25 protein-coding genes are annotated in these 25,706 nt (G+C 62.5%); 9 read left to right on the forward strand and 16 right to left on the reverse strand.

Translation table 11 applies throughout. The features are described 5' to 3' along the window. Positions 1–10: 10 nt before the first annotated feature. The 3 genes from FRZ40_RS30840 (at position 11) to FRZ40_RS46225 (ending at position 2,606) form a co-directional block, all read left to right on the forward strand. On the forward strand, positions 11–826 hold the full coding sequence (locus tag FRZ40_RS30840; protein WP_147236618.1) for an isocitrate lyase/PEP mutase family protein: 816 nt from the start codon (positions 11–13) through the stop codon (positions 824–826). 79 nt (positions 827–905) lie between these two features. Further along, on the forward strand, positions 906–1,643 hold the full coding sequence (locus FRZ40_RS30845) for an SDR family oxidoreductase (RefSeq protein ID WP_028370094.1): 738 nt from the start codon (positions 906–908) through the stop codon (positions 1,641–1,643). A gap of 660 nt (positions 1,644–2,303) precedes the next feature. Next, complete coding sequence (locus FRZ40_RS46225; protein ID WP_420873888.1) at positions 2,304–2,606, forward strand: hypothetical protein; 303 nt, start codon at positions 2,304–2,306, stop codon at positions 2,604–2,606. A 14-nt stretch (positions 2,607–2,620) separates the two neighbouring features. Here FRZ40_RS46225 and FRZ40_RS30855 read toward each other — a convergent pair whose 3' ends face one another. The 4 genes from FRZ40_RS30855 to FRZ40_RS30870 form a co-directional block, all read right to left on the reverse strand. Further along, positions 2,621–3,388: a bestrophin-like domain gene (locus tag FRZ40_RS30855; protein ID WP_147236850.1), complete on the reverse strand. Its 768-nt coding sequence runs from the start codon at positions 3,386–3,388 to the stop codon at positions 2,621–2,623. A gap of 321 nt (positions 3,389–3,709) precedes the next feature. Further along, complete coding sequence (locus FRZ40_RS30860; RefSeq protein WP_147236619.1) at positions 3,710–4,111, reverse strand: hypothetical protein; 402 nt, start codon at positions 4,109–4,111, stop codon at positions 3,710–3,712. 144 nt (positions 4,112–4,255) lie between these two features. After that, positions 4,256–5,386, reverse strand: coding sequence for a porin (locus FRZ40_RS30865; RefSeq protein ID WP_147236620.1), 1,131 nt, complete (start codon positions 5,384–5,386; stop codon positions 4,256–4,258). 326 nt (positions 5,387–5,712) lie between these two features. Then, positions 5,713–6,321, reverse strand: a complete 609-nt coding sequence (locus FRZ40_RS30870) for a methyltransferase family protein (protein ID WP_147236621.1) — start codon at positions 6,319–6,321, stop codon at positions 5,713–5,715. Between the two features lie 35 nt (positions 6,322–6,356). Here FRZ40_RS30870 and FRZ40_RS30875 point away from each other — a divergent pair, with 35 nt between their 5' ends. Continuing rightward, positions 6,357–6,656 (forward strand): hypothetical protein, encoded by a 300-nt coding sequence (locus FRZ40_RS30875; protein ID WP_147236622.1) that lies wholly within the window; start codon positions 6,357–6,359, stop codon positions 6,654–6,656. Then, positions 6,584–7,135, forward strand: coding sequence for a 4-hydroxylaminobenzoate lyase (locus FRZ40_RS30880; protein ID WP_147236623.1), 552 nt, complete (start codon positions 6,584–6,586; stop codon positions 7,133–7,135). Before FRZ40_RS30875 ends, FRZ40_RS30880 begins: the two co-directional genes overlap by 73 nt. A 69-nt stretch (positions 7,136–7,204) precedes the next feature. On the opposite strand, the gene FRZ40_RS30885 is transcribed toward FRZ40_RS30880, so the two are convergent. The 7 genes from FRZ40_RS30885 to FRZ40_RS30915 form a co-directional block, all read right to left on the reverse strand. Further along, positions 7,205–8,566 carry an MFS transporter gene (locus FRZ40_RS30885; protein WP_147236624.1) on the reverse strand — a complete coding sequence of 454 codons (1,362 nt, stop codon included), beginning with the start codon at positions 8,564–8,566 and terminating at the stop codon, positions 7,205–7,207. A gap of 288 nt (positions 8,567–8,854) precedes the next feature. After that, complete coding sequence (locus tag FRZ40_RS30890; RefSeq protein WP_028369877.1) at positions 8,855–9,829, reverse strand: LysR family transcriptional regulator; 975 nt, start codon at positions 9,827–9,829, stop codon at positions 8,855–8,857. Between the two features lie 4 nt (positions 9,830–9,833). After that, positions 9,834–10,622: a gamma-glutamyl-gamma-aminobutyrate hydrolase family protein gene (locus tag FRZ40_RS30895; RefSeq protein WP_147236625.1), complete on the reverse strand. Its 789-nt coding sequence runs from the start codon at positions 10,620–10,622 to the stop codon at positions 9,834–9,836. Next, the gene (locus tag FRZ40_RS30900) at positions 10,619–11,875 is read right to left on the reverse strand and encodes an NAD(P)/FAD-dependent oxidoreductase (RefSeq protein ID WP_028369879.1); all 1,257 of its coding nucleotides are present in this window, start codon (positions 11,873–11,875) and stop codon (positions 10,619–10,621) included. The genes FRZ40_RS30895 and FRZ40_RS30900 overlap by 4 nt, the downstream gene beginning before the upstream one ends. 13 nt (positions 11,876–11,888) lie before the next feature. Then, a complete protein-coding gene (locus FRZ40_RS30905) occupies positions 11,889–12,212 on the reverse strand; it encodes a 2Fe-2S iron-sulfur cluster-binding protein (protein WP_028369880.1) in 324 nt (107 codons plus the stop codon). Between the two features lie 26 nt (positions 12,213–12,238). Continuing rightward, complete coding sequence (locus FRZ40_RS30910) at positions 12,239–13,675, reverse strand: glutamine synthetase family protein (RefSeq protein ID WP_147236626.1); 1,437 nt, start codon at positions 13,673–13,675, stop codon at positions 12,239–12,241. Between the two features lie 58 nt (positions 13,676–13,733). Continuing rightward, entirely contained in the window at positions 13,734–15,050 is a 1,317-nt protein-coding gene (locus FRZ40_RS30915) for an aromatic ring-hydroxylating dioxygenase subunit alpha (protein WP_147236627.1), read from the reverse strand. Between the two features lie 386 nt (positions 15,051–15,436). On the opposite strand from FRZ40_RS30915, the gene FRZ40_RS30920 reads away from it, so the two are divergent. Both FRZ40_RS30920 and FRZ40_RS30925 read left to right on the forward strand, forming a co-directional pair. Then, complete coding sequence (locus FRZ40_RS30920) at positions 15,437–16,168, forward strand: GntR family transcriptional regulator (RefSeq protein ID WP_028369883.1); 732 nt, start codon at positions 15,437–15,439, stop codon at positions 16,166–16,168. 151 nt (positions 16,169–16,319) lie between these two features. Continuing rightward, on the forward strand, positions 16,320–17,003 hold the full coding sequence (locus tag FRZ40_RS30925; protein ID WP_147236628.1) for a nitroreductase: 684 nt from the start codon (positions 16,320–16,322) through the stop codon (positions 17,001–17,003). Between the two features lie 35 nt (positions 17,004–17,038). Here the strand turns inward: FRZ40_RS30925 and FRZ40_RS30930 are convergent, their stop codons facing one another. Beyond that, complete coding sequence (locus tag FRZ40_RS30930; protein ID WP_147236629.1) at positions 17,039–18,001, reverse strand: GlxA family transcriptional regulator; 963 nt, start codon at positions 17,999–18,001, stop codon at positions 17,039–17,041. A 107-nt stretch (positions 18,002–18,108) separates the two neighbouring features. On the opposite strand from FRZ40_RS30930, the gene FRZ40_RS30935 reads away from it, so the two are divergent. Together FRZ40_RS30935 and FRZ40_RS30940 are read left to right on the forward strand one after the other, a co-directional pair. After that, a complete protein-coding gene (locus tag FRZ40_RS30935) occupies positions 18,109–19,299 on the forward strand; it encodes an MFS transporter (RefSeq protein ID WP_147236630.1) in 1,191 nt (396 codons plus the stop codon). Positions 19,300–19,334: 35 nt separating this feature from the next. Then, positions 19,335–19,496, forward strand: coding sequence for a hypothetical protein (locus tag FRZ40_RS30940; RefSeq protein WP_231516305.1), 162 nt, complete (start codon positions 19,335–19,337; stop codon positions 19,494–19,496). Positions 19,497–19,638: 142 nt separating this feature from the next. Here FRZ40_RS30940 and FRZ40_RS30945 read toward each other — a convergent pair whose 3' ends face one another. The 4 genes from FRZ40_RS30945 to FRZ40_RS30960 form a co-directional block, all read right to left on the reverse strand. Next, the gene (locus FRZ40_RS30945; RefSeq protein ID WP_147236631.1) at positions 19,639–19,959 is read right to left on the reverse strand and encodes a hypothetical protein; all 321 of its coding nucleotides are present in this window, start codon (positions 19,957–19,959) and stop codon (positions 19,639–19,641) included. A 131-nt stretch (positions 19,960–20,090) separates the two neighbouring features. After that, a complete protein-coding gene (locus FRZ40_RS30950) occupies positions 20,091–20,375 on the reverse strand; it encodes a hypothetical protein (RefSeq protein WP_028369887.1) in 285 nt (94 codons plus the stop codon). A 39-nt stretch (positions 20,376–20,414) separates the two neighbouring features. Next, positions 20,415–25,118 carry an RHS repeat-associated core domain-containing protein gene (locus FRZ40_RS30955; protein ID WP_240057332.1) on the reverse strand — a complete coding sequence of 1,568 codons (4,704 nt, stop codon included), beginning with the start codon at positions 25,116–25,118 and terminating at the stop codon, positions 20,415–20,417. Positions 25,119–25,149: 31 nt separating this feature from the next. Then, complete coding sequence (locus tag FRZ40_RS30960) at positions 25,150–25,704, reverse strand: hypothetical protein (protein WP_028369889.1); 555 nt, start codon at positions 25,702–25,704, stop codon at positions 25,150–25,152. Positions 25,705–25,706 lie beyond the last annotated feature (2 nt).

Genomic DNA, 25,706 nt, shown 5'->3' on the forward strand with positions numbered 1-25,706 from the left:
GAAAACAGCAATGTCTAATGCAAAAGCATTTCGTCACTTGCACGACAATTCGATCCCGCTGCGCTTGCCTAATGTCTGGGATGCCGGCAGCGCACGTCTCGTTGAGGCGTTGGGTGCTTCCGCAATCGCCACGACGAGCGCGGGTCTCGCGTGGGCGTTGGGCTATCCCGACGGCCGCATCCTGCCTTTCGATGAGGTCGTTGCTTCTGTTCGCCGTATCGTCCGCGTGCTGAATGTGCCTTTGTCGGTCGATATCGAACATGGCTATTCCGACGACCCCAAAGCCGTTGCGGACCATGTGGTGCGACTGGTCGATCTCGGCATCGCGGGCATCAATATCGAAGACGGCCCGGACCCGGCATCGCTTCTCGCGCAGAAGATCGAAGCGATCAAGAATGCCCTCGTGAAGTCAGGTTCGGATCTCTTCGTCAACGCACGCTCCGACGTCTTTCTTGCAGGCCTCGCTGAAAAAAAATCCAGGCAAGCCGAAGAGTCGATTGCTCGCGGCAATCTGTATGCATCGGCCGGTGCGGATGGGCTTTTCCTGCCGGCCCTCTTGCAGTCATCCGATATCGAAACGATTGCGGGCGCAACGCGTCTGCCTCTTAACGTCATGGCCGTGCCAGGACTCGCCGATGCAGCGACCCTCGGCAAGCTCGGCGTGCGCCGGTTGAGCGCCGGCAGCGGCATCTCGCAGGTAGTGCTCGGCAAGGCGAAGGCCCTCGCGCAGGACTTTCTGAACGACGGCCGTTCCGGGACGCTCGCTAGCCATTCCTTGCCGTACTCAGAAATCCAGAACCTTTTCGCCGGACTGATCGAGCGATGAGCGAAAGATGTATCGCAAAGGTTAGATCGTCGACGTTAGCTCAAACTTCTTTCACTACTGAACACATAAGGAGAGTTTCATGAACCTCAAAGGCAAACGCGCGCTTGTCACCGGTGCAAGTCGGGGCATTGGTGCTGCGATCGCAAATGCATTGGCGGCTGCCGGCGCAGATGTGGCAATTACCTATGAAAAATCGGCTGAGCAGGCCGCGCGCGTCGTCAAGGCGATCGAAGCGGAGGGCCGGCGCGGCGTCGCAATCCAGGCGGATAGCGCAAACGCATCGGCCGTGCAGGCATCCGTACAGAAGACGGTCGAAGCATTGGGCGGGCTCGATATCCTCGTGAACAACGCGGGCATTCTGCGCATGGGCGACGTCAAGGATATGTCCATCGAAGACATTGACGCGACGCTCAACGTCAACGTGCGTGCACCGATCGTAGCCGCCCAGGCCGCCATCCCGCATCTCGGTGCAGGAGGACGGATCATTTCGATCGGCAGTTACTTCGCCGACCGCGTCCCGGCCTCGATGCTCGGCGTCTACGCTGGCTCAAAGTCCGCTCTCGTCGCGCTCACACAGGGTCTCGCGAGAGAACTCGGCCCGCGAGGCATTACTGCAAACGTCGTCCAGCCCGGCTCGATCAACACGGATATGAATCCGGTGGACGGTCCGTTCGCGCCCACGATGAAATCGCTGACCGCCACCGGCGATTACGGCAAGGGCGAAGACATTGCGCAAGCAGTCGTGTTTCTCGCGAGCGCCAATGCCGCTTATGTCACGGGCGCCACGCTCACCGTCGACGGGGGAGCCAATGCTTAAAGGTTGATACAGATGCCGGCGGGAGGGTGAATGAAAGGTCCAGCCCGATGGTTGCATATGTCTATCATTCCGTCGCCGCCATTGCGTCGCGCCAAGGTCTTCTCAATGCGACGAAGCGGTCATTCGCGGGCGAATCTTGAGAGACCACTTTTGGCCGACCCGGCTCTGACATAGTGCCGTCGCCGTTGTTGCCTCACTCATCGGGCCGCGTCAGGCAGAAACCGGACCCGCAACGGCCGCACGCGCACTGATCTCACGAAAGGCGGCTACAGAACGTATCGATGTAGCCGGCAAGGAGTCGGAGCGTCAAAGCGAAGACGGTTGTCCCGCCAGACATGTCGAACTGGCAATACCGGCCCTACACACCCTCCTGGCGAGGCACATGGCTGAATCCGGGCAGACGGCGAACGCGCCGTACCGCCCCTGAGCGGACACATGGTTACACCGTGCAAATCCCAGGACTGCGCGCGTCCACACATCGACGCTTACGCATTCAACGACATCCCGATTTCGTAGCTCCACTAGAGAACCGTTCTTATGAATCACTTCGACGTCAATTCCGTTGGGACATTCAATGCAAAGGACGCGTTGCGCCCTGACGCTCATCCGCGAACGCTACGCCGATTTCGGGCCGACGCTGGCGCGCGAGAAGCTTGAGGAATGTCACGGCATCGCGTGCCGCGCAAGGTCTCCAATGCGCTGACCGTGCAGCACGACCGCGTGATGTATTTGCTGGATGACACGCCTGTGTGTCGTGGGCTGATCCATGAATACGTCGAGGTCGTTGAATATCCCGATGGCGTGATCGAGATCCAGGCCAGCGGTGTCACGCTGCCGTACCGGCAATACGATCGCATCATGCGTAGCACGGCAAAACCCGACATTTTTTATATGGTCGCCTCCCGCCTGAACGGGCCGCTCAACGCCGCGAAATTGCCTTGCAAATGGGAGCCGACCATATAAGAAATGTCGCGTCGTTACGGCTTCTCCAGCGACTGCAAAAGCCGCGTCAGGTTCTGAGGCTGGACATGGATGATGCCGCCCCGAGGACTGTCGATATCGGCGATAAGCGCCAGCGAAAGCGCGACGGTCACAGGCAGAACCGTAACGAGCAGCCCTCGTTTCAACGAGCCTTTCGTGCCGTAACCCTGAACGACGCACCCCAGCACGGCAATCAGGATCATGAGAAGCCATGAGCCGAGCGGGATATGGTTGATCCGGGCGGCCTCCGAATAATCCTGCGAGTTCAGCACGTCGTTCATTCCGGCGACCACGAGAGCGCCTATCGGCGTCGGCTTGTCCTGCGCGACCTGGGTCGCGAGCTTCCATAGTTCAGTTTGCAAATTCGCCGTATCCCGCATGATGCGTTCGAGCTTCTGCGGATCGCGCGTCAGGTAGTCTTCCCGCCGCAGTTTCGTGTACCGAACCAACCCGTCCTTGATCTTCGCGCCGACGCTCGCGTCTGCAAGGTCGGCGCGCGCATATTCGGTGCCGATTGCGTTGGCCTCGCCTTCCTCCAGATTCTTGCGTTGATCGTACCGGCCAACCGCCATCGACAGGCTGAAGCCGACAAGCAGCGCCAGCAGTGTCAGCGTCGCCGACTGGACGATGTTGAAGTCCTCGCGATCTTCTTCGGGCAGTCTGGCGATGTGTCGAAGCCCGTGCGCGCCGAACACCACCGCGCCAACAAACAGAAGGAACAGGACCACGAACAGGATACCGGGATGATCGATGAATGCTCTCATGCGTGACCCACGGGTTATGGCGCCCCCTTCGTTTCGACGATTCCATGTAGCGCAAGATGCAAGCTGCTTGCGAGGCAAGGCTAACTGAATTGGCCTTCGCCTTTATCGGCAACCGCCCTTCCGCCAGGGTTCGTTTGCCGTGAAAGGTTAGCCCACGGACCGTTTGAAAGGATATTGGACCTTGGTCCAATGGCCCACGGGCCTCGATCGCCGTCGACAGTGAAGTCGGACGCGGCACCACGCGTGCTCGCCACGGGCCATGACGCCGGAAGCATCCCCGCCGACTACATGCGGCGTACGGCGACGACTCTCAGTGGAGCGCTATCCGAAAACGCGCGCCCAGACCGCCCTGATTCGCCGTGCGCGATCGGCAAAGAGATAGGACGCGGCCAGCGCGAACACACCGGAAACGACGCCAGTCAGAACGTGTTCGACGACGGGAACGCGGTAGTGACTCGTATGCGAGAATGCGTCGCCGACGGCCGTCAGACAGCCTACGATCAGCGCATTGCCATATCGATTCGTGTAGAGCTTCGCGGCCGGCGTGAACGTCAGAAGTACGGCCAGAATCCCGGTGAGCAGTCCTGTCTGGAGTGCGATCGTCCAGTGTACGAGGCTCATGAGGTTGCCCCAACTTCCCGGCATGCAGGTCATACATGCACTGGTCGGTTGCCAGAAACGCTGGACGAACAACCTGATCCGGCGTTTCCATTCGCTTGACATGATGCACCCCCGATCGACGCCACGCCTGAACAGCGTATCCAGAGTGGAATAGTACTCCGTGGCTGGAACCATGCCTGTTCGCGCCGTGCTGCGACCGAGTGCCTGCTCGCAACGGCGCAAGCCCGCCGCCCCGCCACAACACGATCAAAACGTATGCCGGATCCCGACGATCGCCCCGACTTGTCCAACACCCGCCGCAGGTGTGGTACCGCCGCCACCCGCGCTCACCGAATACCTGGCATGCGCGCTGTTCCACAAATACGCGACGTTGCCATACACGGCCGTTTGCTTCGACAGGAAGTACGTGGCGCGCATGCTGGCCATCGTCGCGCGCGCGTCCTGCTGCTGGACGATCACGCGATACGCTTCACCATCGATGGCAAACACGGGTGTCACATAATACTGCGCGCCCAGATAGAACAGATTGGAGCGCACGTCGCCGCCCCGTCCGTTCGATTCCACGCGACGCCCGACCCATCCGCCGCCGATCTTCACACCCGCAACGTTCACATAGCCGTTCGCCTGTAGACGCGCATCCTTGTCGCCCGCGCCGGTCACTGGAAACGGCGCGACGCCATCGAAGAAGTTCGCCGCCGCGTTGGTGCCGCCGCGCTGCTCATCGTAGGCCGTCGCCACGCCGAAATAAGTGCCGTCGTATTTGAGCATCGCACTCCATTCGCGGCATTGATTCACGTCGCCCGGCACCTGCCCGGCGCACGTCCCCTGCCCCGGCGAATTGCCCGTGCCCGTGCTGTCGCGTCCGAACGACCACGTTGCGCCGACCGTGAATCCATAGAATTTGCCTTTGTAGGCGACCGTATTGTCGCTTCTCGCGTTTGGCAAGAACGCGTCCAGTGCACCGATACCGTAGATGTCGGGCCCGAGAATATCGGCATCCGACAGCGCCCAATACGACATCGTGTATTGGCGGCCGAACGTCAGCGCGCCCCACGGCCCTTCCAGTCCGACGAGCGCCTGCCGCCCGAACAGCCGTCCCCCTTGCCCCGAGTCGCCGCCTTTGAGATTGAACCCGCTTTCGAGGATGAATACGGCCTTGAGTCCGCCGCCCAGGTCTTCAGCGCCGCGCATTCCCCAGCGCGAGGGCAGTTCGCCTGTGATGCCGGGCATCCGGATTACGTGATCGCCCGCAGCGTTTGCGTGGGAAACATACTCGATGCCCGTGTCCAGCACGCCATAGAGCGTGACGCTGCTTTGCGCAAATGCCGTCGTGCTGAACAGCCCTGCCGCCAGCGCTGCAAACCTGCTGTATTTCATGGAGTCTCCTTAGCCGCGATTCATTAGTCTGGATGACGAATCTATCGTCATGCGTTCAATGCATGCCCGCGAGCTTAGGGTTGGACAATAAATGCAACAACGGGGAAAACCTCGACGCTATAAAGCCGATCACAGAGGCGAGGCAAAGGCGGAAGGATGTTGTTACTCGGAATCGAGCAACGAGGTTGAATAATCTTCTATCGGCAGTGCAATACGCGGGGCAAATCCACCAGGAACGATGTGATGTATTCGCGCGCGCCTACTCCAGACGGCACAGTGAAATGTATTCAAGCCAATCTTGAACAAATCGAATTGCGCGGCGCAGATCAAAGCCAACGTCTTACGCGCGAGCAATATTCGGCATAACGCTGCGGGTGCAAGCTGAACATGTGCTCTTCTTCGAATCGGACCTGAACCTGTACGAGCAACTCCGACATCACCCATATGACAAGCACCGGCCACGTGCCCAGCACGAGCAACTGACCGAATATCGTCACCCGGATGCCAAGATAGATCGGGTTGCGCGACAACGCGAACGGACCCTTCGTGATCAATTCGGTAGCCGTGCGGCTGTCGACGCCCATTCGCCATGCGCTACCCATCGCGGCCTGCGAGCACACGACCCATATCAACGCGATTGTCATGCAAGCCGCGCCGATCCATCGAACCCATTCGCCATCGAAGATGCTCAGAACGGTTTGTCCTCGCTGGCCCGTGAGGCCGTAAAACGCGAGCAATACTCCATCGACAACGGGCAGCCACACGTAAAAGCATCGCGCGACGAAATCGCGTGCCGACTCACCACGTGAAAACGACACGGCGTCATGCCGGTTCGTGCGCGCAATCACTATGCGGCCAAACACGGCCGTTGCGCCGAACACGCCCGCATGAACGAGAGGAAGAAATCGCCAGAAGCTGGAATCGCCGAAGTGCATAGCTTTATCGAACCGCGTGATCTTTTGTGGTGCGCATGTTCTCACATCACGCTGCCATCAGCCCGAACGCCATTTCACGCGCTCGTCTCGCGGCGTTCAAGGTGCACGATCGCAATATGCACGACGTGCAGCAGGGTGTTGCAGGAGTTTCGCTTCCTGGGATGATGCTGCTATGGCATCTTGAGATCGCCATGAAGCACATCGCAACGCGTGCACGACGCAAGGACGGTGTGCCGGGCCATCACATCAAGGAGAAAGCGAAATGTCCGAAGCCCCTGCATCGAGCACAAAAGATCAGCTTGTCGCGCGCTGCCTGCCCTTCCTCGAAGAAGTGAAAGACATGACGACGGGCACCAACGTCGAGCAATGGCTGAATACGAAATACGGCGTCGATAGCGAACTGTACAAGGATCTTGCGCGCCTCATTACGCTCGGCGTCGAAGAAGGCTGGGCCGCCGATGTCGAAATCGCCGGACGGAAGTATCGTCGCGCAAGACTCGTCGAACCCGCCGCAGAGACGTTCTATTTCAGCATCACCGCCGTGTTGATCGACAGTACGGGCAACACGCAGGGCAACCCGGAAGATGCGTTTCGCGGCGACTACCACTCGCACCCTTATGGCGAGTTCAACATGGTCGTTCCGCTCAACGCAGGCGCGGCGCTCGCAGGACCGAACGGATGGTGCCATGGCGGCTGGACGGCGCCCGCACCGGGCAGCCATCACTTCCCGGAAGCCAAAGGCGGTGCCGTGATCGCATTGTTCTTCCTGCCTTCGGGACGTATTGCATACGACGTCAAGCCGCCCGTTCAATGACATGCAAAAGTACTGCGAGCCTCACGCGAGGCCCGCAGCCGGTCTGCGACACGTCACGGTTGCTCGCCTTCAATGCGCGAGCGATTCGCCATCCGCCACATCCGCTGCCGTTTCCGTCGAACCCGTCGCCTGTTTGATCAGCAGCGCCACGCACGACACTGCACCCGCTATCGCAACGACCGTGAAAATGCCGGGCAAACCGACCTGCTGCCGCGACAACTCCGCGACCAGAAACGAGCCCGCGATGCCGCCGAACCGACCCACGCCCAGCATCCATGCAACGCCCGTTCCGCGTCCCGCCGTTGGATAGAACGCGGCCGCCAGCGCAGGCATCGATGCCTGCGCGGTATTCACCAGCACGCCGGCGATAAATACCGCGCACATCAGCAGGCCGATATTGCCCATTGCCTGACCGATCGCATACACGGCGACGGCACCGAACGCATACGCGGCGGCCACCACGCGATTGGGATTGAAGCGGTCCATCAACAAGCCGCACAAGACCGTCCCCGCGCCGCCGAGCGGAAACAGTGCGGCGACGAGTGCGGCACGTTGCGGCGTGAGTCCGGCATCCTTGAGCAACACGGGCATCCAGTTGACGAGTCCATAGAAGATGACGAGGCCCATGAAGTAGCACACCCACAGCATCACGGAACCCAGAATGAACGGACGCGACAACACGATGCGAAGGCCGCCCTCGCCCGTCGCATGCTTCACGCTTTCCTGCATGACGAATGCGTGCGCAAAACGCGCGTCCGGACTGATGCGCATGAGTACCTTGCGGATCTTCCCGGCCGGCTTCCCTTTCGCCACCATGTAACGGATCGACTCGGGCAAGCGGAACACGAGCACGACGGCGAGCAGCAACGGCACCGCGCCGCCGAGCAGCAGCACACTGCGCCAGCCGAAATGCGGAATCATCCACGCGGCGAGAAATCCGCCGAACGCGGCGCCCAGCGGAAAGCCGCAGAACATCAGATTTACGATCGTCGCGCGCCGGCCGTCTGGACTGAATTCGCTCATGAGCGTAACGGCATTCGGCATCGCAGCGCCGAGCCCGACGCCCGTCACGAAGCGCAGCGCGGTCAGTTCGCCCAGATCCCGTGCGAAAGCGGAAGCGAAACAGGACGCGCCGAACAACATTACCGACAAGGTCAGTACGACGCGCCGCCCGCATCGGTCGGACAGCGGGCCCGACAGCAATGCGCCGCATGCGAGCCCGAACAGTGCAGCGCTCAGCACGGGCGCGAGCGCCGCCTTGCCGATATTCCACTCCGACAGCAGCGAAGGTGCGATGAAGCCGATCGCAGCCGTATCGAAGCCATCCATCAGCACGATCACGAAGCACATCGCAAATACGAGCCATTGAAAGCGGGAAAAACGGTGCTCGTTGATGAGCGTCTGTACATCGACAGTCCTTGTCTCTTCCATTGCATCCTCACTGGTGGGATTGAACTGTCGGCGTCGCCACGGCAGCGCGCGCTGCGTGCCTCGCCGATCTATCGGGCGCAGATTAAGAGCACCAGATGCGGTCAACAACCCGGCGAATCACGCAAGCGGCGCGCAGATGCCCGTCGCGCGACGCGGCGGCATTGCGCGATCTGTCCGGATCGAATCAGGAAGCCCTATGTTTTCAGGCTATTTCGACGACGTTCGCGTCGTTGCACCCAAGGCGGGCACGCCGTGAATTGTTTGCATACCGATCTTGAACGGCTTCGATCAGCCGCTTCGAACCTGGCGCGCGACATCGGCAAGCTGATGCCGCAGCCATTGCAATGCGGGGTCGGCGTCATTGCGTTCGTGCCATACGGCACGCACGGCGACGTTAGGCGATTCATAAGGCGTCGGGCACATTTTCAGTTCGCCGTAGCGCTCCAGTTCGCGTCCAAGCGACGACGGCACGAGCGCCAGCATGTCGCTATGGCGAAGCAGCGCCGGAATCGCGAGCGAATGCGCGACGGACATGCGCATGCGCGGCATCTCGGCGGCCTGCGCAAACGCGCGGTTGAGCGCGTCGCGATTGAACATCTCCGATTGCCGCGCGAGTCCCCGTTCGACGATAAAGCCGCTCACCGCGCCCTCCTCCTCGCCGCCCTGCGAGATCGCGATGAGCGGATGCGCGAGCAGGTCGTCGCGCGTGATCGGCCGGCCGGCGATGGGGTGATCGCGATGAAGCAGCACGACGTCCGTCTGTTCCCAGAGCTTCGTCGAACGGAAACGCGCCGGCACGTCCGCGAAAATGCCGATTGCCATATCGATCCGGCCGACGTCGATCTGGCCTGCGAGATCGAGGCGCGTCGAAGGCCGCACGACCAGGTCGACGAGCGGCGCCTCGGCGTGCAGCCGTTGACTGAGGCGCCCCAGCACGAGCGACGTAATGTAATCGTTCGCGGCGACCACGAACTTGCGTTGCGCGACGCGCGGATCGAACGCATCGACACCGAGCGCGGCCCGGATCTGCTGAAGCGCGCCGCGTACCTGCGCCGCCATGCCGAGTGCACGCACGGTCGGCTCCATGCCTCTGCCCGTGCGCACGAACAGGTCGTCGCCGAGCACCTCTCGCATCCGCGCGAGCGCGTGACTGATCGCGGACTGGCTCAGATGCAGGCGCTTGCCCGCGAGCGCGAGATTGCGGTCTTCGAAAATCGCGTCGAACACCCGCAACAGGTTCAGGTCAATACGGTCTGCTGACATGGTTCTACGCCTTTCGATGAGCGGCTGTCCGTTGTGTTGCATGACGATAGCGGCGGCAACTTGCGCCGAATGCTTCGAAAAGGGCACGCGACAGCGCATCGTCTTCGAGCATCGCTTCGGGATGCCACTGCACGCCGAGCGCGAACGCGTGTTCGCCGACCCGAAACGCTTCGACCAGACCATCGGGCGCGCGTGCTTCCACCACGAGCCGCGGCGCGAGTGCCGCCGCGCCCTGACGATGCAGCGAATTCACGCGCACGTGTGGCGCGTGCGCGAGCGTCGACAGGATGCCAGCAGGCGCGATTTCGACTTCGTGGCGGTACCGATAGCGCGTGGGCAGATCGTCCGAGAGGTCTTCGAGATGATCGACAGAATGTCCGCTCGCATGAATATCCGTGTGCAGCGTGCCGCCGAAAGCGACATTCATTTCCTGAAAGCCGCGGCAGATCGCGAGCATCGGCATGCCGCGCGCGGCGGCGCCTTGCATCAGCGTCAGCGCGACGTGATCGCGATCGGGATCGACATGCATGTCGTCCGCCGCGTGGCCGCCATACCGGTGGGCTTCCACATTGGATGCGCCGCCTGGAAACAGCAGGCCGCTTACGGCATCGAGATAGCCGTCGAACGCGTCGATGTCGCGCGTCGCGGGAATCAGCACGGGGTTCACGTTTGCGCCCGACATCAACGCGCGGACATAGCTGTGCTTCGCGCTGTGCAGATCGTGTTCGCCAACGAAGAAGCGGTCGCACACCACGCCGACGAGAGGACGCCCGTGACTTGCCTCGATCGTCATACGGCGCCTCGCGCAGCGTGCATGTCGCCGCTCGCGAGCGACTTCAGATCGAAGGCGGGATCGCGCACTTCGTCGGCCAAGACGTGCGCGCCGCTCGCGAGCAGCTTGCGCGCAAGCATGTGATCTTGCGGGCGGTTGATACTGTCGACGGCGATCAGCGTCTTGCCGCGAAAATAGAACAGCGAACACTTTCTCTCTTCGACAGAGCCGCGCACCGCATAGTCGTTGAAACCCGTATTCACGCCCGCCATTTGCAGCTTGAGGTCGTACTGATCGGACCAGAACCACGGCACCGCGCGATACGGCTCGGATCGCCCGAGAATCGAGGCCGCTGCCGTCTTCGCCATATCGTTGGCGTTCTGCACGGATTCGATGCGGCAAGCGCGCGCGTCCGGCAGCGCCCAGTGAGGAACGAACGACGCGCAATCGCCCGCCGCAACGATCCGCGGATCGCTGGTGCGCGCGCAGGCATCGACGGTAATGCCGCCTTGCACGTGCAGTCCGCAGTCCGCGGCCAGTTCGGTGTTCGGAATCACGCCGATACCGACCACGACCAGATCGCACAGCAGACGCGTGCCGTTGTCCAGTTCGACGGAGACGATGCCGTACGCGTCGTGCAGCGCCACCACCTTGCGTCCGCATTCGAACGCAACGCCGCGCTCGACGTGAGCACGCAGCATGAAGTCCGATATCCATGGCGACGCGACGCGCGCAAGCAGTCGCGGCTCGGTCTCTACGACGGTCACGTCGACCCCTTGCTGGCGCAGCGAGGCGGCCGCCTCGAGGCCGATATAGCCGCCGCCGATCACGACAGCCCGCCTTGCCGTGCACGCCGTCTGCGCGAGCCGCCTCGCATCGCGCAGATCGCGAAGATAGTGAACGGCATCGAGCGCCGCGCCCGGGCAATCGAGCTTGCGCACGCGCGCGCCCGTTGTCAGCGCGACATGGTCGTATGCGATCCGCGAACCGTCGTGCAGCCCGATTTCGCGCCGCTCGCGGTCGATGCGGATGGCGCGCGTCGACGGCATCCACTCGATCTTTTCTTCGTCGAAGAACACCTGTGAGCGAAGCGGCAAACGCGCTTCGGCGACACTGCCTGTCAGAAAGCCCTTCGACAGCGGCGGCCGTTGATAGGGCGCATCGGGTTCGTCGCCGAGCAGCACGATACGGCCGTCGAAGCCCAGTTCGCGCGCCGACGCGGCAAGCTGAACGCCCGCATACGACGCGCCGACAATCACCAGCGTGCGTTTCATGATGTCACCCTTATCACGCCTGTTTCGGTGGAATCTGCACGACGAGTCCGTGCATCGCGGGCATCACGACGAGCTGACAACTGAGCCGGCTTTCGGGACGGCGCCCGGCGGCCACGCCCTCGAGCAGTTCGAGTTCGGACTCGTCGGGCAGCGGCAAATCCGCCGTCGACGACGCGTCGACATAAACATGGCAGGTCGCACACGACAGACAGCCGCCGCATTCCGCGTCGATGCCGCGCACGTTGTGATGGATCGCGGCCTCCATCACGCTGGTGCCGGCGGCCACGTCGATGGCGCGGCGCTCGCCGTCGCGCAGGATGTAGGTGACGATAGGCATGACTTCTCTCCTTGATGGGAACACCATCAGAACGTTTCGAAATACTCCCGGTGTTCCCACTCGGTGACTTCCAGATTGAAACGGTCGATCTCCGCTTCCTTCAGCTTGCAGAAGTAATCGACGAATGCGCTGCCGAAGCCTTCGCGCAGACAGTCGTCGGCACGCAGCGCGGCGATGGCGTCGCTCAACGTGCGCGGCAGCGCATCGGCCTGCGTTTCGTAGGGCGTATCCGCCGACGGCGGCAGTTCGAGCTTGCGCCGCAGTCCGTCGAGCCCCGACAGCACCTGCGAGCCGAAATACAGATACGGATTCGCTGTCGGTTCGCCGACGCGGTTTTCGACGCGCGTCGCCGGATCGTTCGCTCCGCCCAGCACGCGCAGCATCACGCCGCGGTTGTCGCAGCCCCAGATCGCGCGATCGGGCGCATTCGAATACGGCCGGTAGCGGCGGTAGCCGTTGATGGTCGGCGTCGACAAGGCGGTCGCGCCCTGCGCATGTGCAAGCAGTCCCGCGAGATAGCGCTGGCCCGTGACGGAAAGCGGCGCGCCCGGATCCGTCGGCATGAATGCGTTAGTGCCGCCCGCGACATGCACGAGCGACTGATGCAGATGCCATCCGCTCGATACGACATTCGGAATGCGCGGACGGCACATGAAGGTCGCGTGATAGCCGTTGCGCTGGCAGATCTGCTTCACCGCGCTGCGGAACAGGATCATGTCGTCGGCGCTTTGGATGCCCGTGGTCGGCGCGAACGTGAACTCGAACTGGCTAGGGCCGTATTCGACTTCGAGCGAGCGCACGGGCAACGCGAGTCCGTCGATGCCGCGCCGGAGCATCTCCATCACGCCGTCGACGGCGTCGTAGCGCAGTTCCGTCAGATATTGGTAACCATGCGACAGCAGTTCGACATCGGGCGGAATGCCCGGCTGCCCCGAATGCTCGGGCTTCATGTTCGGATTGGTGACCTTGAAGACATGAAATTCCACTTCGAGGCCGGACATGAATTCATAGCCGTGATTGCCGAGCTGTTCCAGCGCGCGCCGGAACAGATGACGCGTCGCGAACGGCACGGGCCTGCCGTTCGCGAAGTACACGTCGCACAGCACCCAGCCCGTGTGCGGCGCCCACGGCAACACGCGGAAGGTTTCGGGATCGGCGACCATCAGCGTGTCGCAGGCGCCCTGCATTTCAGGCATATCGAAGCCGCCGCCCGCCGTGAACACGGGGAACACCGTGCGGTGCGACGTATCTTTGGCGAGCAGCGTGCTCGTCAGCGTGACGCCGTTCCTGAACGCGCGGATCGCTTCGTCGACGACGAGCGTCTTGCCGCGCAGCAGTCCGTGCTGATCCGGGAACGAAAAACGCACCACCTGCACGTCGCTTTCTTTCAGCCGTTCGAGCAGCGCGGCATGAGCCGTGTGCTGGTCGTCCGTCCACAAGCCGTGAGTTTCGACAAATGACATGTTGCTTCGCACGGCCGCTCGACGGCCGCGCGCTCCATTGTGGTTGCGGGGTTCGTCGTCAGGCTTTCGGCGCGGGCCACGGCGCGGCGTCGCGGCGCTTCACGTCGGAGGCCTTCCAGTAGTCGTCCCAGCCGTCGGCGGGGCCGATGCCGTCGATCGACGCCGGTCCCGTCAGATGCGCTGCCTGCTGTGTGTCGATCATCATCAGCGTCTTCTCGCCCGCCTGCGTCTTCTCGATCGCATCGACGAGCAGACGGCGATACGCGATGATGCCCTTGTCGGTCGTGCCCAGATGCTCGCGCGTGCGGTCCTGGATCGCGCCCTGCGATTCGACGGCCCACTGGTCATGCACGTTGATGTCGAAGCCCATCCCCGTGTAGGTCTGGGTCTGTTGCTCGTCGGCATCGAAGCCGTAGTGATTGCGCCGGTTCTTGCGCGACGTGTAATCCGGCAGCTCGTACAGTTCGAGCCGCTGCGCGCGCATCTGCGCCTTGTCGGTGGGCGCGCCGAAGCTCGTGAAGATCGCGTACCAGTAGCAGTTCTCGTCGTCGACGGGCACGTGCCATTGCGTGATCGTCATCTCCGCGCTCATCGGAATCACGAAGGCCTGCGGGAACACGACATTGGTCACGCGCACGTGAGTCTGTGCTTCGTTCAGCGGGCGCTTCGCGATCAGGCGAAGTCCATAGTCGGCCGGGCTGACGAGAATCTCCGGCGATTCGAATTCGCGCAGCACCTGCGTGATCGGCATGTCCGAATCCGCCGATGCGCCGCGAAACTGCTTGCCGTAGCTCTCGCTCACATCTTCGTCTTCGAAGAAGCGGTGCAGAAACGACGCGTGCGCGGGATCGATGCCGACTTCGAGCGCCTGCAGCCAGTTGCATTCGAACAGGCCTTTGAACGCGAACGTGTATTCGCCCGGCGCGGCGAAGCAGTCGAAGTTCGGGAATGCGGGCGGCTCGCCGCCGCCGATGTACGCGAACAGAATGCCGCTGCGCTCGACCACGGGATACGCGCTCTGCCGCACCTTCCTGCAAAGCGTGCTGCCGACGGGTTCGCCCGGCGTCGACAGGCACTGGCCGTCGACATCGAACAGCCAGCCATGGAACGCGCAGCGCAGGCCGCCCGCTTCGAGACGGCCCGCCGCGAGATCCGCGCCACGGTGCGGGCAATCGCGATCCAGCATGCCGTAGCGGCCCTGCTCGTCCTTGAACACGACGAAATCCTGACCCATCAGCCGTACTGCGCGAACGGGACGCTGTGCGGGCAACTCCTCGACCAGCGCGACGGGCTGCCAGTAATTGCGCAGTAACTGCCCGGCGGGCGTGCCCTTGCCTACGCGCGTGATCGTGTCGTTTTGCTGCGAACTCATCATGGCCTGTCTCCAGTTGCGGTGAATGCACGGGATCGATTGCTGTATGCAAAACGACCCCCAATGAGCACGAAGAATAGAGCCAAGAATTCAAATGTTCAATCACTGCATACAGCCGTTCGCGGTAATCGCGTTCAACAACTGTGTTCCCGCCTGCATCTAACAGACTTTATTCGTTGATTTATATACATTTTTTACAGATAACCAGGAATTTCCCCAGGACGATTCATCAGATCATAAAAACTCCGAATTCAACCGTCATTGTATGCAACAAAGAACAACAATGATAAAAGTTGCAGGCGCCGAAACCCTATCCAGCCGCTCATGCTCTACAATCGGGCGAACCAGCAACGCAGGCATCGCGCCCGCCAGGGTCACCGGAGAAGGAAATGGAATCCCAGCAAGAACGTGTGTTGGTGTATCTGCGCGACCTGATCCTCAAGGGCGAATTCGCGCCTGGAGAACGCCTCGGCGAAGTCGCGCTCGCGGAGCGGCTGCAGGCGTCGCGCACCCCGGTCCGGCTGGCGCTCACGACACTCGAACAGGAAGGTCTCGTCGAGCCGTCTCCCGCAGGCGGTTATGTGATGCGCCGTATCACGGCGGCCGAAATCGCCGATGCCATTGCCGTGCGCGGACACCTCGAAGGCATGGCCGCGCGCCTCGTCGCCGAACACGGCGTGCCGCGCCAGTTGTCGAACGGGCTGAACGAATGTCTGCGTGCGGGCGACCGGCTGCTGGCGAAGGCCGAACTCGATCTCGACGATTACGCCGCCTACACGGACATGAATAACCGCTTCCACAAGCTGATCGTCGAGGGCTCGGGCAATGCGGCGCTGATCCGTGCGATCGACATGAACAACCGCCTGCCGTTCGCCGCAGCCAGCGCGATGCTGCCGATGCAATCCGCCATCGAGGAGGGACGTCAATGGCTTTTCATGGCGCATCAGCAACATCACAGCCTCGTGCAGTCGATGGAACGCGGCGAAGGCACGCGAGCGCAATCGCTCGCCACGGAGCACGTGCAGATCGCGCAACGCAATCTGACCTACGCGCTCGAGCGGCCAGAGGTGTATCTCAAACTCGCGCCAGCGTTGCAACTCGTCGCCGAAGCGGTTTTATAGAAGGCATACGCGGGTTCGACACGAACGGGCCCGCATTCATGCACCCAAATCCAGTCTGCTGCAAGTTGATCATGCAGTTTTTTCACCGGGCGCGAGGCTTTCCGTGTGGCATGATCCGCCAGACATGCTGATACCGTGGAGACCGGTGCAAATGAATTCGGATACCTATCTTGTCGATTCCGTGATCCGCTCACGAAAAGCCGTTCGGGTCTTTCGTCCGGATGCTGTTTCGAAGCAGGACGTGATCGACATTCTCGATGTCGCGCGGACCGCGCCCAGCAATTCGAACACGCAGCCGTGGCGTGTCCATGTGCTGGCGGGCGGCGCCAGACAGCAACTGAGCGATGCGCTGGCGCGTGCTCACACAGACGGAGCGCATCCGCAACTGCAGCACATGCCGGATCCTTTGCCCGATTCGTATCGGCTGAGACAGGAAGACTTCGGCGCGCGATATTACGGCGCACTGGGCATCGACAAAGCGGACGTCGATGCACGCTCGCAGGCAACGGGCAGGAACTTCGAGTTTTTCGGCGCTCCGCTCGGCATGATCTTCACCATCGATGCCCAACTGAAGAAATACAGCTGGCTCGACTATGGGCTGTTCATTCAGAACATCATGATCGCGGCGCGTTCGCGTGGTCTGGATACGTGCCCACAGGTGTCATTCGCGCGCTATCAGGAAGTCATCGCAAAGCATCTCGACATCGAAGCGGGCCACGAGGTCGTCTGCGGGATGTCGCTCGGCTATGCGGATGAAGATTCCGTCGTGAACCGGCTCGAACTTCCGCGTGAGCCGGTCGTCCGGTTCGCACGTTTTGCCGGCCTCGACGCGTAGAGCGAATTGACGTTCGCGCACGCGCCGGCGCAGATTCATGGCCGCGACGGCCCGCCTGCGCCGCGCGTCTCTCTGCCGAAGCGGCGGACTGCCTGAGGCGGTTGACCGATGGTCCGCAGAAACGCCCGCCTCATGCGCTCCCGATCCGAGAAGCCCACTTCGTCCGCGATCACGTCCAGCGATAAACGTCCTTTTTCCAGCAGCAATCTCGCGGCTTCCACGCGCAGATGTTCGACGGCCTTGGCAGGAGACTGCCCCGTTTCGGCACTGAACGCACGACTGAACTGACGCGGACTGAGGCCCGCGACATCGGCCAGTTCCTCGACGGTCAGCGTATTGCGCAGATTGGCGCTCGCATAGTCGATCGCCTTCTGGATGCGGTCGGACTTGGGTTCGAGATCGAGCAGCGTGGAAAACTGCGACTGCCCGCCGGAGCGCCGATGATAAACAACCAGTTTGCGCGCGACGGCACGTGAAACGTCCTGGCCATGATCGCGCTCGATCATGGCGAGCGCCATGTCGATCGTGGCCGTCATGCCGGCCGACGTCCAGATCGGACCATCGACGATAAAGATCTGATCCTCTTCGACCGAGACAGCCGGAAAGCGGCGCTGCAGATCGTTTGCAAAGCGCCAATGCGTCGTCGCGCGGCGACCGTCCAGCACCCCTGCTTCAGCCAGGATGAAAGCGCCCGTGCATGGCGCGGCGATCCGCCTCGACATCGTCAGCGAGCGCCTGACGAACGTCGTCAATGCGGCGGAGACAATGTCGATCTCCACACCTGAGCCGAACATCACCGTGTCGAATGAGGCGTCGCCGAAGGGCTGCGTTTCCACCCGGATGCCCGCCGACGACATCACGAGTCCTCCTGCTTCGGACAGAACGGTCACTTCGTATGCCGGTTCTCCGAGCACCGCGTTCGCCAGTTCGAAGGCGGTCACTGCCGCAAAGCCCAGCAGATAGAAGTTCGGAAATACGACGAAGCCGATCGTGTGCATCTCGAGCTCAAGTCATGTCATGAATTGCGTGTATATACGACATTTGAGACACGGTCAACGACGATTATTCTCTGTCCATATCAACCGCTTATCGCAAGAAGTCCCGTATGGATCGTCGATTATTGATACTCGCCTTGGGCATGTTCGCAATGGGCACCGACAACTTCGTCGTCGCCGGTATTCTTCCTGGCGTCGCGGCGTCGTTGAATACATCTGTGGGTCTTGCCGGTCTGATGGTCACCTGCTACGCGCTGACCTACGCGCTCGCCGCGCCCGTCATGGCGGCACTCGCGGGCGGCTGGCCGCGCAAGCTGCTGCTGGTGTGCGCGCTCGGCATATTCGTCGCGGGCAACATGCTCACCGCGCTCGCCACAGACCTGCACTGCGTGTTGTTGAGCCGTGCCCTGTCGGGGTTCGGCGCAGCACTGTTCTCGCCGACCGCACTGGGCGTAGCCTCCACGCTCGCATCACCCGAAAAACGTGGCCGCGCGCTGGCGGCCGTGACGGCGGGATTGACGGGCGCGACGGCACTCGGCTCACCGCTCGGAACGTTCATCGGCGGCTTCGGAAGCTGGCGAACCACACTCTGGTTTGTTGCGCTGCTGGGAATCGTGGCGATGCTCGGCGTCTGGACGATGCTGCCGTCCGTTCCTCGTCCTGCATCCATCAGGTTGCGCGAGCGGCTTGCACCGGCGCGTGACGGACGGATAGCACTGACCTTGCTCACTTCGCTGTTCGCCTTCGGCGGTTTCCTCATGGTCTACACGTATGCGGGCGTCGTGCTGCAGCGTGTGACGCATGGCGACGAACGCACGCTCGCCGCGCTGTTTCTGCTCTGGGGCGTAGCCGCGACAGCGGGAAATCTGCTGGCTGGCCGCCTCGTGGACCGATTCGAGGGCCGCAGCATCATCAACGCGATGCTGTGGATCGCCATCGTCAATTTCTGCGCATTGCCGTGGACTTCCGCTCATGCGTTCAGCGCTGCCGTCGCGCTGGCGATATGGGGCATCTGCGGATGGGGGCTGATCGTGCCGCAACAGCATCGGCTGGTGCACCTCACGCCTCGCGTGGCGCCGCTGCTGCTGGCGCTCAACAACACGGCGACATACATCGGGCTCGCCTGTTCCGGCGTGCTTGGCGGTGCAGTGCTGCCGTGGATCGGCGGGCAGTACCTGAGTCTCGTCGCGGCTGCGCTGATCGCCATTGCCTTCCTGCTTGCCGAAGCCGCGCACCGTTGCACGCATACGCAGTCCATCACGCATCGCTCGACCATCGGGCGCGGGAAAGAATCCGTCTGACCCGCCCACACGCACAACTGATCGAATTCCGCGACATGCTGGTCACAGTACGCAATAACGTCGCATCGCTGAAGAAGCAGGGAATGTCGCTGGACGAAATCGTTGCTGCCAGACCGACGGCCGCCTTCGACGCGAAATGGGGAAACTTCGTATTCAACGGCGCTCAGTTCACGAAGATGGACTATGCAGGACTGTGAACGAGCGTCCGATGAGAGCCTCTCGATCGCGCTGAACGCCATGCGTTGAATCTTCGAACGAAGTCTTTGAAGGAAGTTGAAATTCCGTCAGGCAAACGGAGATGCAGGGCGCAATGACACTTGCGCCCTGCGTTGCACACACTTAGTTGCTGTTGTCGGCCGGCGACTTCACCGACGGCGTCGCCAGCGTATTGTTGGTCTTCGGCGCAGGCGTCGAACTGTTGTTCGGACCCTGTTGCATGCTCGGGTTCATCGTTCCGCTCATGCCGCTGCCCGAGCTGGTCGCGCCAGGCGTGCCATAGCCACCGTTCGTGTCGTTCATCTGGTTGGTCGCCGGGCTCGACGTGCTGCCATGGCTCGACTGGCCGCCCGCGGCCGTGCCGCCCGTCGACTGTGCATAAGCGCCGCCCGACAGGGCGAGCGCGGCGAGCGCCGCGATGACTGCGCTGGTTGCCTTCTTCATGATCGGATCCTCCTTAACCGGACTGGATATCGACGCAGACGACCGTCGTCTGCCCTGACCATGAATCGAGCAAGCGCCGTACCGCGCACCCTGCCCGCGCCATTAGCAAAGAGTTTGCCGTGCCCATTGCATCACGGATGATGCGTTTCGCCCGCCACCAGCAGATGCCGGTGTATCGTGCAGTAACACTCGTCATGCCAGCCGTAGTGAAGGTCGCGGCAGATCGAATGCCGCACGGATTCCGGAAAGCTCGATGGTTCGCTGCGCAGATCGAACTCGAGCGCCGCGAACACCGAGCCGGGTTCGGGCCAGTCGGCCTGGTTCGGCCCGTCTTTCAGCCGGTTGCCCTGGGCGATCTCGTTCCCAAGAATGGCCGCGAGTTCCGGGCACAAGGCAACCGCGTTCTTCTTCGTCATCGTGTGAATCCTGTGTGCGTGCGCCAGCTGGCTTATGCGTCAAATGTTCCTGATGATACCCGGCGTCAGATGCACTTTCTCTGACGGCGGAATGAAATACTGCAGCCCGCCGCCCGGATAGACGTGATCGTCCTTGACGCCGTCGAACGTGGGATTGGCCAGCGCGCGTCCCTTCGCCACGCAGATATCCTTCGTCACGAAGTACGCGCGAACCTGCGTGCGTCGCGCACGCGGATTGCCGTCGCCGTCGACACCCGGCGTGACCTGAACGAGGTCGTGGAATTTCTCCGAGCTGCTCGCCGCCTGACGCAGCGATCCGATCGTCACCGCATAGCCCGGCGCACCGCCCGGATGTAGTGAATACAGCACGGTGCCGCGCTTGAGCACCGTGTTCTGATACGAGTCCACGCCCTTGTACGGCGCCGTGCCCTGCCAGCCGCGCGCTTCCTTCGCGGGATCTTTTCCTTCGCACGGGTTCGGACTGCAGCAGGCTTGCCCCGATGCCTGCGCCTTCTTGCCCTTGAGTCCGCGCGGATCGATCCAGTCGGTCGGATTCGGCGCGTACTGATACGGATTGGTGTTGCCGAGCAGGCCGATCGGCTCCTGTGAAATGTACCGGCCCGTGCGCGGATCGTAATAGCGATAGCGGTTGTAGGCGAGACCCGTTTCGTCGTCGAACTGCTGCCCCTGGAAGCGGATCGGATTGTGTACGGGCACGTGCGTGATATGCGACGCGCGTGCATCGACGGCGATCGTCTCGCCCCACGCCTTGTAGCGCGCTTCCCAGACGATGTCGCCTAGCTCGTCCGTCATCATCAACGGCGTGCCGATCTGATCGCAGTGGTAGAACAGCGCGCTGGCGGGCGCGCTTGCCGCAGGCGGTTGCATCAGCGGATCGTCTTCGGGTGCGTAGCGATCCGTTGCGTTCCATTGCGGCGTGTCGATGCCTTCGACGGCGGCGCCCGCATACTGCGCGAGCGGCGTGAACGAACCCGCTTCGTAGACGAAGTGAATGCTGTGCGCGCCGCTGCTCTCGAAGGCGAGCGTGTCGCCGTCCCAGCCGAAAATCGTCTGCACGCGATCGACCTGCCTCGCGATGCGCCGGCCGAACGGATCGTAGAAATAGCGTGCCTCGCGCGAACCGGCCGGCTCGTCGACACGCGCACCGACCAGCCGGTTGAAAGCATCCCACTGATAATGCTGCGCGCTGCCGGGTGAACGCCGGCCGGTCAGATTGCCGCGCGCATCGTAGTCGAAATGCGTGCCCGCATAGTCCCGCAGCAGATTGCCGAGCGTCTTCGGGATCTGCGTGGGCAGCGTGTTCGACGTGCTTGCGCCCGCAGACGGATAGCCGATGTTGTTGGCGGGATCGAAGGCGAACTGTTCTTTCGCCATCGGACTCAGCGCTTCGAGCAGCCTGCCGACGGGATCGTAGCGATACGTCGTCGGCCCATGACGGCTGTCGTCGATGTGCGTCAGTTGTCCCGCCGGATCGTAACCATAACGGCGCTCGGCGACATGGCCCGGTGCGTTCTCGCGCGCGAGCCGCTGTTCGGCCACGCGCCCGGCGGGATCGTATTTCGTGCGCTGCTCGAGCCGGCTCGAGAAATTGCGCTGAATCTCGCGATGCAGATCGTCGCGTTCGAACTGCACCAGTTCGCGGCCATCGAGCATCATGCCGTGCACGTGGCCCGCGCCGTACGTCAGCCAGTCGACCGTGTGGCCGTCGGGCCGCTGCGTGCGGATGCGCGTGCCGATCTCGTCGTACTCGTGACGCCACACATAGCTGCGTTTTTCGCCGAACAGCTCGTACGCGTGATGCTCGCGAATCAGGTTGCCGACGGCATCGTAGAAGTGCTGCACGCGACAGTGCGCGTTGCGCGCTTCCGCGAGGCGGCCGCCTGCATCGTATGCAAACGACTCTTCGTCGCCGCCCGCCACGCGCCGCGCGAGACGTCCCGCGCGATCGTATTCGAGGTGCGTCAGCTGACCCGCCTCGTCGATCGCGATCAGCTTGCTGCTCGCCGCGTCGTATTCGTAGCGCGTTTGCTTGCCGTCGAAACCAATCTCGGCCGTGAGCCGGCTCACGGGATCGTAGAACAGCCGGTACGTCGCGTGATTTGCGTCTTCGAGCGCGCTCAGGCGGCCGAGGCGATCGTAGCGATATGCGAGCGTCTGGCCCAGCGCATCGGTGCGATACGCGATGCGCCCTGCCGCGTCGTATCCGTAGCGCGTACTCGCTCTGGACGGATCGGCGTGCTCCGTCAAACGGCCTTCGGCATCGTGCTCCATGATCTCGATGCCGGACGGCTTGACCACCGCGCTCAGCTGGCCGTTGGCGCCATAGCGGTACAGCGTGCTTTGCCCGGCGGCGTCCGTCGCTTCGAGAAGACGGCCGTGTCCGTCGTACGTCCATTGCGTGGTCTTGCCCGAGCAATCGGTGTAGCTCGTCAGCTGCCCATATGCGTTGTAGGCCAGCGCCTTGGCGCCGCCTTTCGCGTCGGTGATCTGCGTCGGCAGGCCTTCGCCGTTGTACGTGTACTTCGTCTCGCGTCCGAGCGGATCGGTCTGCGTGACGACGTTGCCCTTGTCGTCGTATTCGCGCTCCCAGCGAAAGCCTTGCGGATCGACGATTGCCGTCATCTGATCCTGCGTGTCGTACTCCATGCGCACGACGCTGCCGTCCGGCCGGATCTGTTCGACGAGATTGCCGCGCGCGTCGTAGGCGAAGCGCGCGACCGTGCCATCGGGATAGATGCGTTGCGTCACATGGTGATTCGCATCGCGATAGAACCACTCCTCGCGCGCGTCGGGATGAACGATCCGATACGTGTAGCCATCAATGTCGTAATAGTGGCGCGTCATGCTGCCCAGACCGTCCGTCACGTAGACGAGGCGAATCTCGGGATGCCACGCGAGGCGCGTTTCGTTCGAACCGTCGTCGGCATATTCCCGCACGCAACGCGCCTTCGGACCTGTGCCGTCCCACTCGAGATTCATCCCGCGTCCCGTGCGGTCGGTATAGCGCGTCACGAGATGATGCGCGTACGCATACTCGCGGCGATTGCCGTAGCGATCGGCGGCCGCGACGAGATCGCCCTCGCGATCGTAGGTGTACGTGGCGAGCGTGCCGACGCGCACGCCTTCGCTGTCGTAATGCGCGGCCTCGACGATGCGCCCCGCTCCGTCGTGCGAAAAAGCGATCACGCCTTGCGCCGCGATCAGCCGCGACAGCTGGTGATCCTTCGTATAGTCGAGCGTGATCTGATTGCCGCTGCGGTCCTTGATGAACGCGAGCCTGAACGCGTCGCCATGCTTCTCGTACGCCTCCATCAGTTCATGGCCGCGCGTGACGGTCAGCCATTGCTCGTCGAGTTGCGCGAGCGTCACGCCTTCGCCGAGGTCGTCGTGCGTATCGCCCGCCTTCAGCAGCGGATAGTCGATGCTGCGGCCGCCCGGATCGTGATACACGAGTCTGGCCGCGTGAATATCGAAGCGCGTCGTGTACGGCGTGACCCAGCGCGCGCCGAGTTCGCCGTGATCGTACGCATCGAGGAACGAACGATAGGTACGCTGCCAGACGATGGGCATCGCGCCCGGCAGCATGAAGTCTTCGTGCTCGAAGCGTTCGTCGCCGAGCGCATAGCCGATCGATCCCGCGCTGCGCCCCGCCGAGCAGCTCTTGCAGTTCGGGCCGGGATGCTTCGCCTTCGCCTGCTTGCCGATCGTCTCCAGCTCGCCTTCCGTCTTCTTGAGTTCCGCTTCGACCTTGCCCGCTTCCTTGATGCCGACCGTCTGCGCGCCCTTGCCGCCATGTTTCTCGCGCCACTTCGCAACGGCTTGCAGCAACGCATCGATCAGCCACAGCATGCCGCCCACATCCGAACTGTTGAGCCCCTTGATCTTCTGCGTGACCATGGGAATCGCGTGACGCGCCTGCGTCGCCATGTGCATCAGCTGCTGGTTGGTCGACGGCGAAATCTCGTTGACGGCGCGCGTGGCGAGATTCGCCGCGTCTTTCACGAACACTTTCGTGCCGTCCTTCAGATACGACCACACGCTGTCGGCGATCTTGCCTGCGTCGTGCGCGGCGAATGCGTCGCCCGCTTCGCGCAGATGCTTGTCGGCTGCACGATAGTTGCCCGACGTATCGAACAGACGCCCCGTCGCCGCGCCTTCGAAAATCTGCGCGAGCCCTTCTAGCAGCTTCTGCGCGTGCGCCGCGCAATCGTCGAGCAACTGCGCGACGCGTGCCTTGATCTCCTTGACGAAGCTGTCGATCTCGCCCGCGAACTTCGCGCTGATGTGCGCGACGAGCACCGAGATGATCGAGTCGGCGATCATCTGCCCGCCCGCTTCGGCAACGGCCTTGCCGCTGCGGATCAGTTCTTCGCGCGCGAGCTTCAGCAGCGGCCGCGCGCCCATGCGGAATTCGCCCATCACGGGCGGCATCGGAATGACGCCGATCAGGTCGATGCCGAGATTCAGGTAGTCGAACAGATCGCGGACCTCGGCTTCGATCAGTCGCTTGATGTCCATCACGACGTCGATCGCCGACAGAATGTTCGACACGACAGGCACCGCGTTCGCGAGATCCTTCACGCGTTCGAGCGTGATGTAGCCGTCGCTGACGCTGCGCAGCCACGCGTCGAATTCTTCGAGCGCGGAGCCGACGTCTTCTTTGGTGAACGTGACGAGCGGCGCGATGGCCACTTCGGTTGCAACGGCGGATTGGGATGTCACAGCAGCGGCGCACATACGAATTCAGTCCGGTTCAGAAATTATCGAAAGAAGCCTGGTCGTACCTGCAGCCGAGCAGAATCCAGCCGGGCGTCTCCTTCTGATCGACGAGCAGCCGGATTTCCCGGCCGCCGCCCGCCTTGCGATAGTCGGCGCCGCGCCAGTTCATGTGCTCGCGCATCGACACCGCGCCTGCGTCTTCGCGCATTCCGCCGATACGCTCGGCCCATTGCTTTCCGACGTCGACCTCGCCGCCCTTCGGAGCAGCAATCGCCATCAGCATTTCGCGCGGCGACACCAGCGTGACGACCCTGGACTGCACGCCCCACGCTTCGACGGGTTTCCGTGTTTGCCAGCCGAGAGCAATCGCATCGGGCTTTCCGGACTGGTTCGTCAGGCCGGGCACCGCATTTGCGTCGACGCGCGCGATGAAGCGCTCGATCTGTTTGGGGCTGAGCTTGCATTCGATGAAATCGGCCATCGTGCGCAGGTCGGCAGCCGATTGCGCGTGTGCGGGCATCGACAACGCGATGGCCGTGATGGCGCCGAGCACGGCGGCGCCACGCATGGCGCGTCGGATACAGGTCATGG

Origin of the sequence: Paraburkholderia azotifigens, assembly GCF_007995085.1 — a bacterium.
Taxonomy (GTDB): Bacteria; Pseudomonadota; Gammaproteobacteria; order Burkholderiales; family Burkholderiaceae; genus Paraburkholderia; species Paraburkholderia azotifigens.

Excerpts from the sequence above, each read along its gene's own strand:
- FRZ40_RS30840 (WP_147236618.1), top strand. The coding sequence starts at position 11 with ATGTCTAATGCAAAAGCATTTCGTCACTTGCACGACAATTCGATCCCG.
- FRZ40_RS30845 (WP_028370094.1), top strand. The coding sequence starts at position 906 with ATGAACCTCAAAGGCAAACGCGCGCTTGTCACCGGTGCAAGTCGGGGC.
- FRZ40_RS46225 (WP_420873888.1), top strand. The coding sequence starts at position 2,304 with ATGTCACGGCATCGCGTGCCGCGCAAGGTCTCCAATGCGCTGACCGTG.
- FRZ40_RS30855 (WP_147236850.1), bottom strand. The coding sequence starts at position 3,388 with ATGAGAGCATTCATCGATCATCCCGGTATCCTGTTCGTGGTCCTGTTC.
- FRZ40_RS30860 (WP_147236619.1), bottom strand. The coding sequence starts at position 4,111 with ATGTCAAGCGAATGGAAACGCCGGATCAGGTTGTTCGTCCAGCGTTTC.
- FRZ40_RS30865 (WP_147236620.1), bottom strand. The coding sequence starts at position 5,386 with ATGAAATACAGCAGGTTTGCAGCGCTGGCGGCAGGGCTGTTCAGCACG.
- FRZ40_RS30870 (WP_147236621.1), bottom strand. The coding sequence starts at position 6,321 with ATGCACTTCGGCGATTCCAGCTTCTGGCGATTTCTTCCTCTCGTTCAT.
- FRZ40_RS30875 (WP_147236622.1), top strand. The coding sequence starts at position 6,357 with ATGTTCTCACATCACGCTGCCATCAGCCCGAACGCCATTTCACGCGCT.
- FRZ40_RS30880 (WP_147236623.1), top strand. The coding sequence starts at position 6,584 with ATGTCCGAAGCCCCTGCATCGAGCACAAAAGATCAGCTTGTCGCGCGC.
- FRZ40_RS30885 (WP_147236624.1), bottom strand. The coding sequence starts at position 8,566 with ATGGAAGAGACAAGGACTGTCGATGTACAGACGCTCATCAACGAGCAC.
- FRZ40_RS30890 (WP_028369877.1), bottom strand. The coding sequence starts at position 9,829 with ATGTCAGCAGACCGTATTGACCTGAACCTGTTGCGGGTGTTCGACGCG.
- FRZ40_RS30895 (WP_147236625.1), bottom strand. The coding sequence starts at position 10,622 with ATGACGATCGAGGCAAGTCACGGGCGTCCTCTCGTCGGCGTGGTGTGC.
- FRZ40_RS30900 (WP_028369879.1), bottom strand. The coding sequence starts at position 11,875 with ATGAAACGCACGCTGGTGATTGTCGGCGCGTCGTATGCGGGCGTTCAG.
- FRZ40_RS30905 (WP_028369880.1), bottom strand. The coding sequence starts at position 12,212 with ATGCCTATCGTCACCTACATCCTGCGCGACGGCGAGCGCCGCGCCATC.
- FRZ40_RS30910 (WP_147236626.1), bottom strand. The coding sequence starts at position 13,675 with ATGTCATTTGTCGAAACTCACGGCTTGTGGACGGACGACCAGCACACG.
- FRZ40_RS30915 (WP_147236627.1), bottom strand. The coding sequence starts at position 15,050 with ATGATGAGTTCGCAGCAAAACGACACGATCACGCGCGTAGGCAAGGGC.
- FRZ40_RS30920 (WP_028369883.1), top strand. The coding sequence starts at position 15,437 with ATGGAATCCCAGCAAGAACGTGTGTTGGTGTATCTGCGCGACCTGATC.
- FRZ40_RS30925 (WP_147236628.1), top strand. The coding sequence starts at position 16,320 with ATGAATTCGGATACCTATCTTGTCGATTCCGTGATCCGCTCACGAAAA.
- FRZ40_RS30930 (WP_147236629.1), bottom strand. The coding sequence starts at position 18,001 with ATGCACACGATCGGCTTCGTCGTATTTCCGAACTTCTATCTGCTGGGC.
- FRZ40_RS30935 (WP_147236630.1), top strand. The coding sequence starts at position 18,109 with ATGGATCGTCGATTATTGATACTCGCCTTGGGCATGTTCGCAATGGGC.
- FRZ40_RS30940 (WP_231516305.1), top strand. The coding sequence starts at position 19,335 with ATGCTGGTCACAGTACGCAATAACGTCGCATCGCTGAAGAAGCAGGGA.
- FRZ40_RS30945 (WP_147236631.1), bottom strand. The coding sequence starts at position 19,959 with ATGAAGAAGGCAACCAGCGCAGTCATCGCGGCGCTCGCCGCGCTCGCC.
- FRZ40_RS30950 (WP_028369887.1), bottom strand. The coding sequence starts at position 20,375 with ATGACGAAGAAGAACGCGGTTGCCTTGTGCCCGGAACTCGCGGCCATT.
- FRZ40_RS30960 (WP_028369889.1), bottom strand. The coding sequence starts at position 25,704 with ATGACCTGTATCCGACGCGCCATGCGTGGCGCCGCCGTGCTCGGCGCC.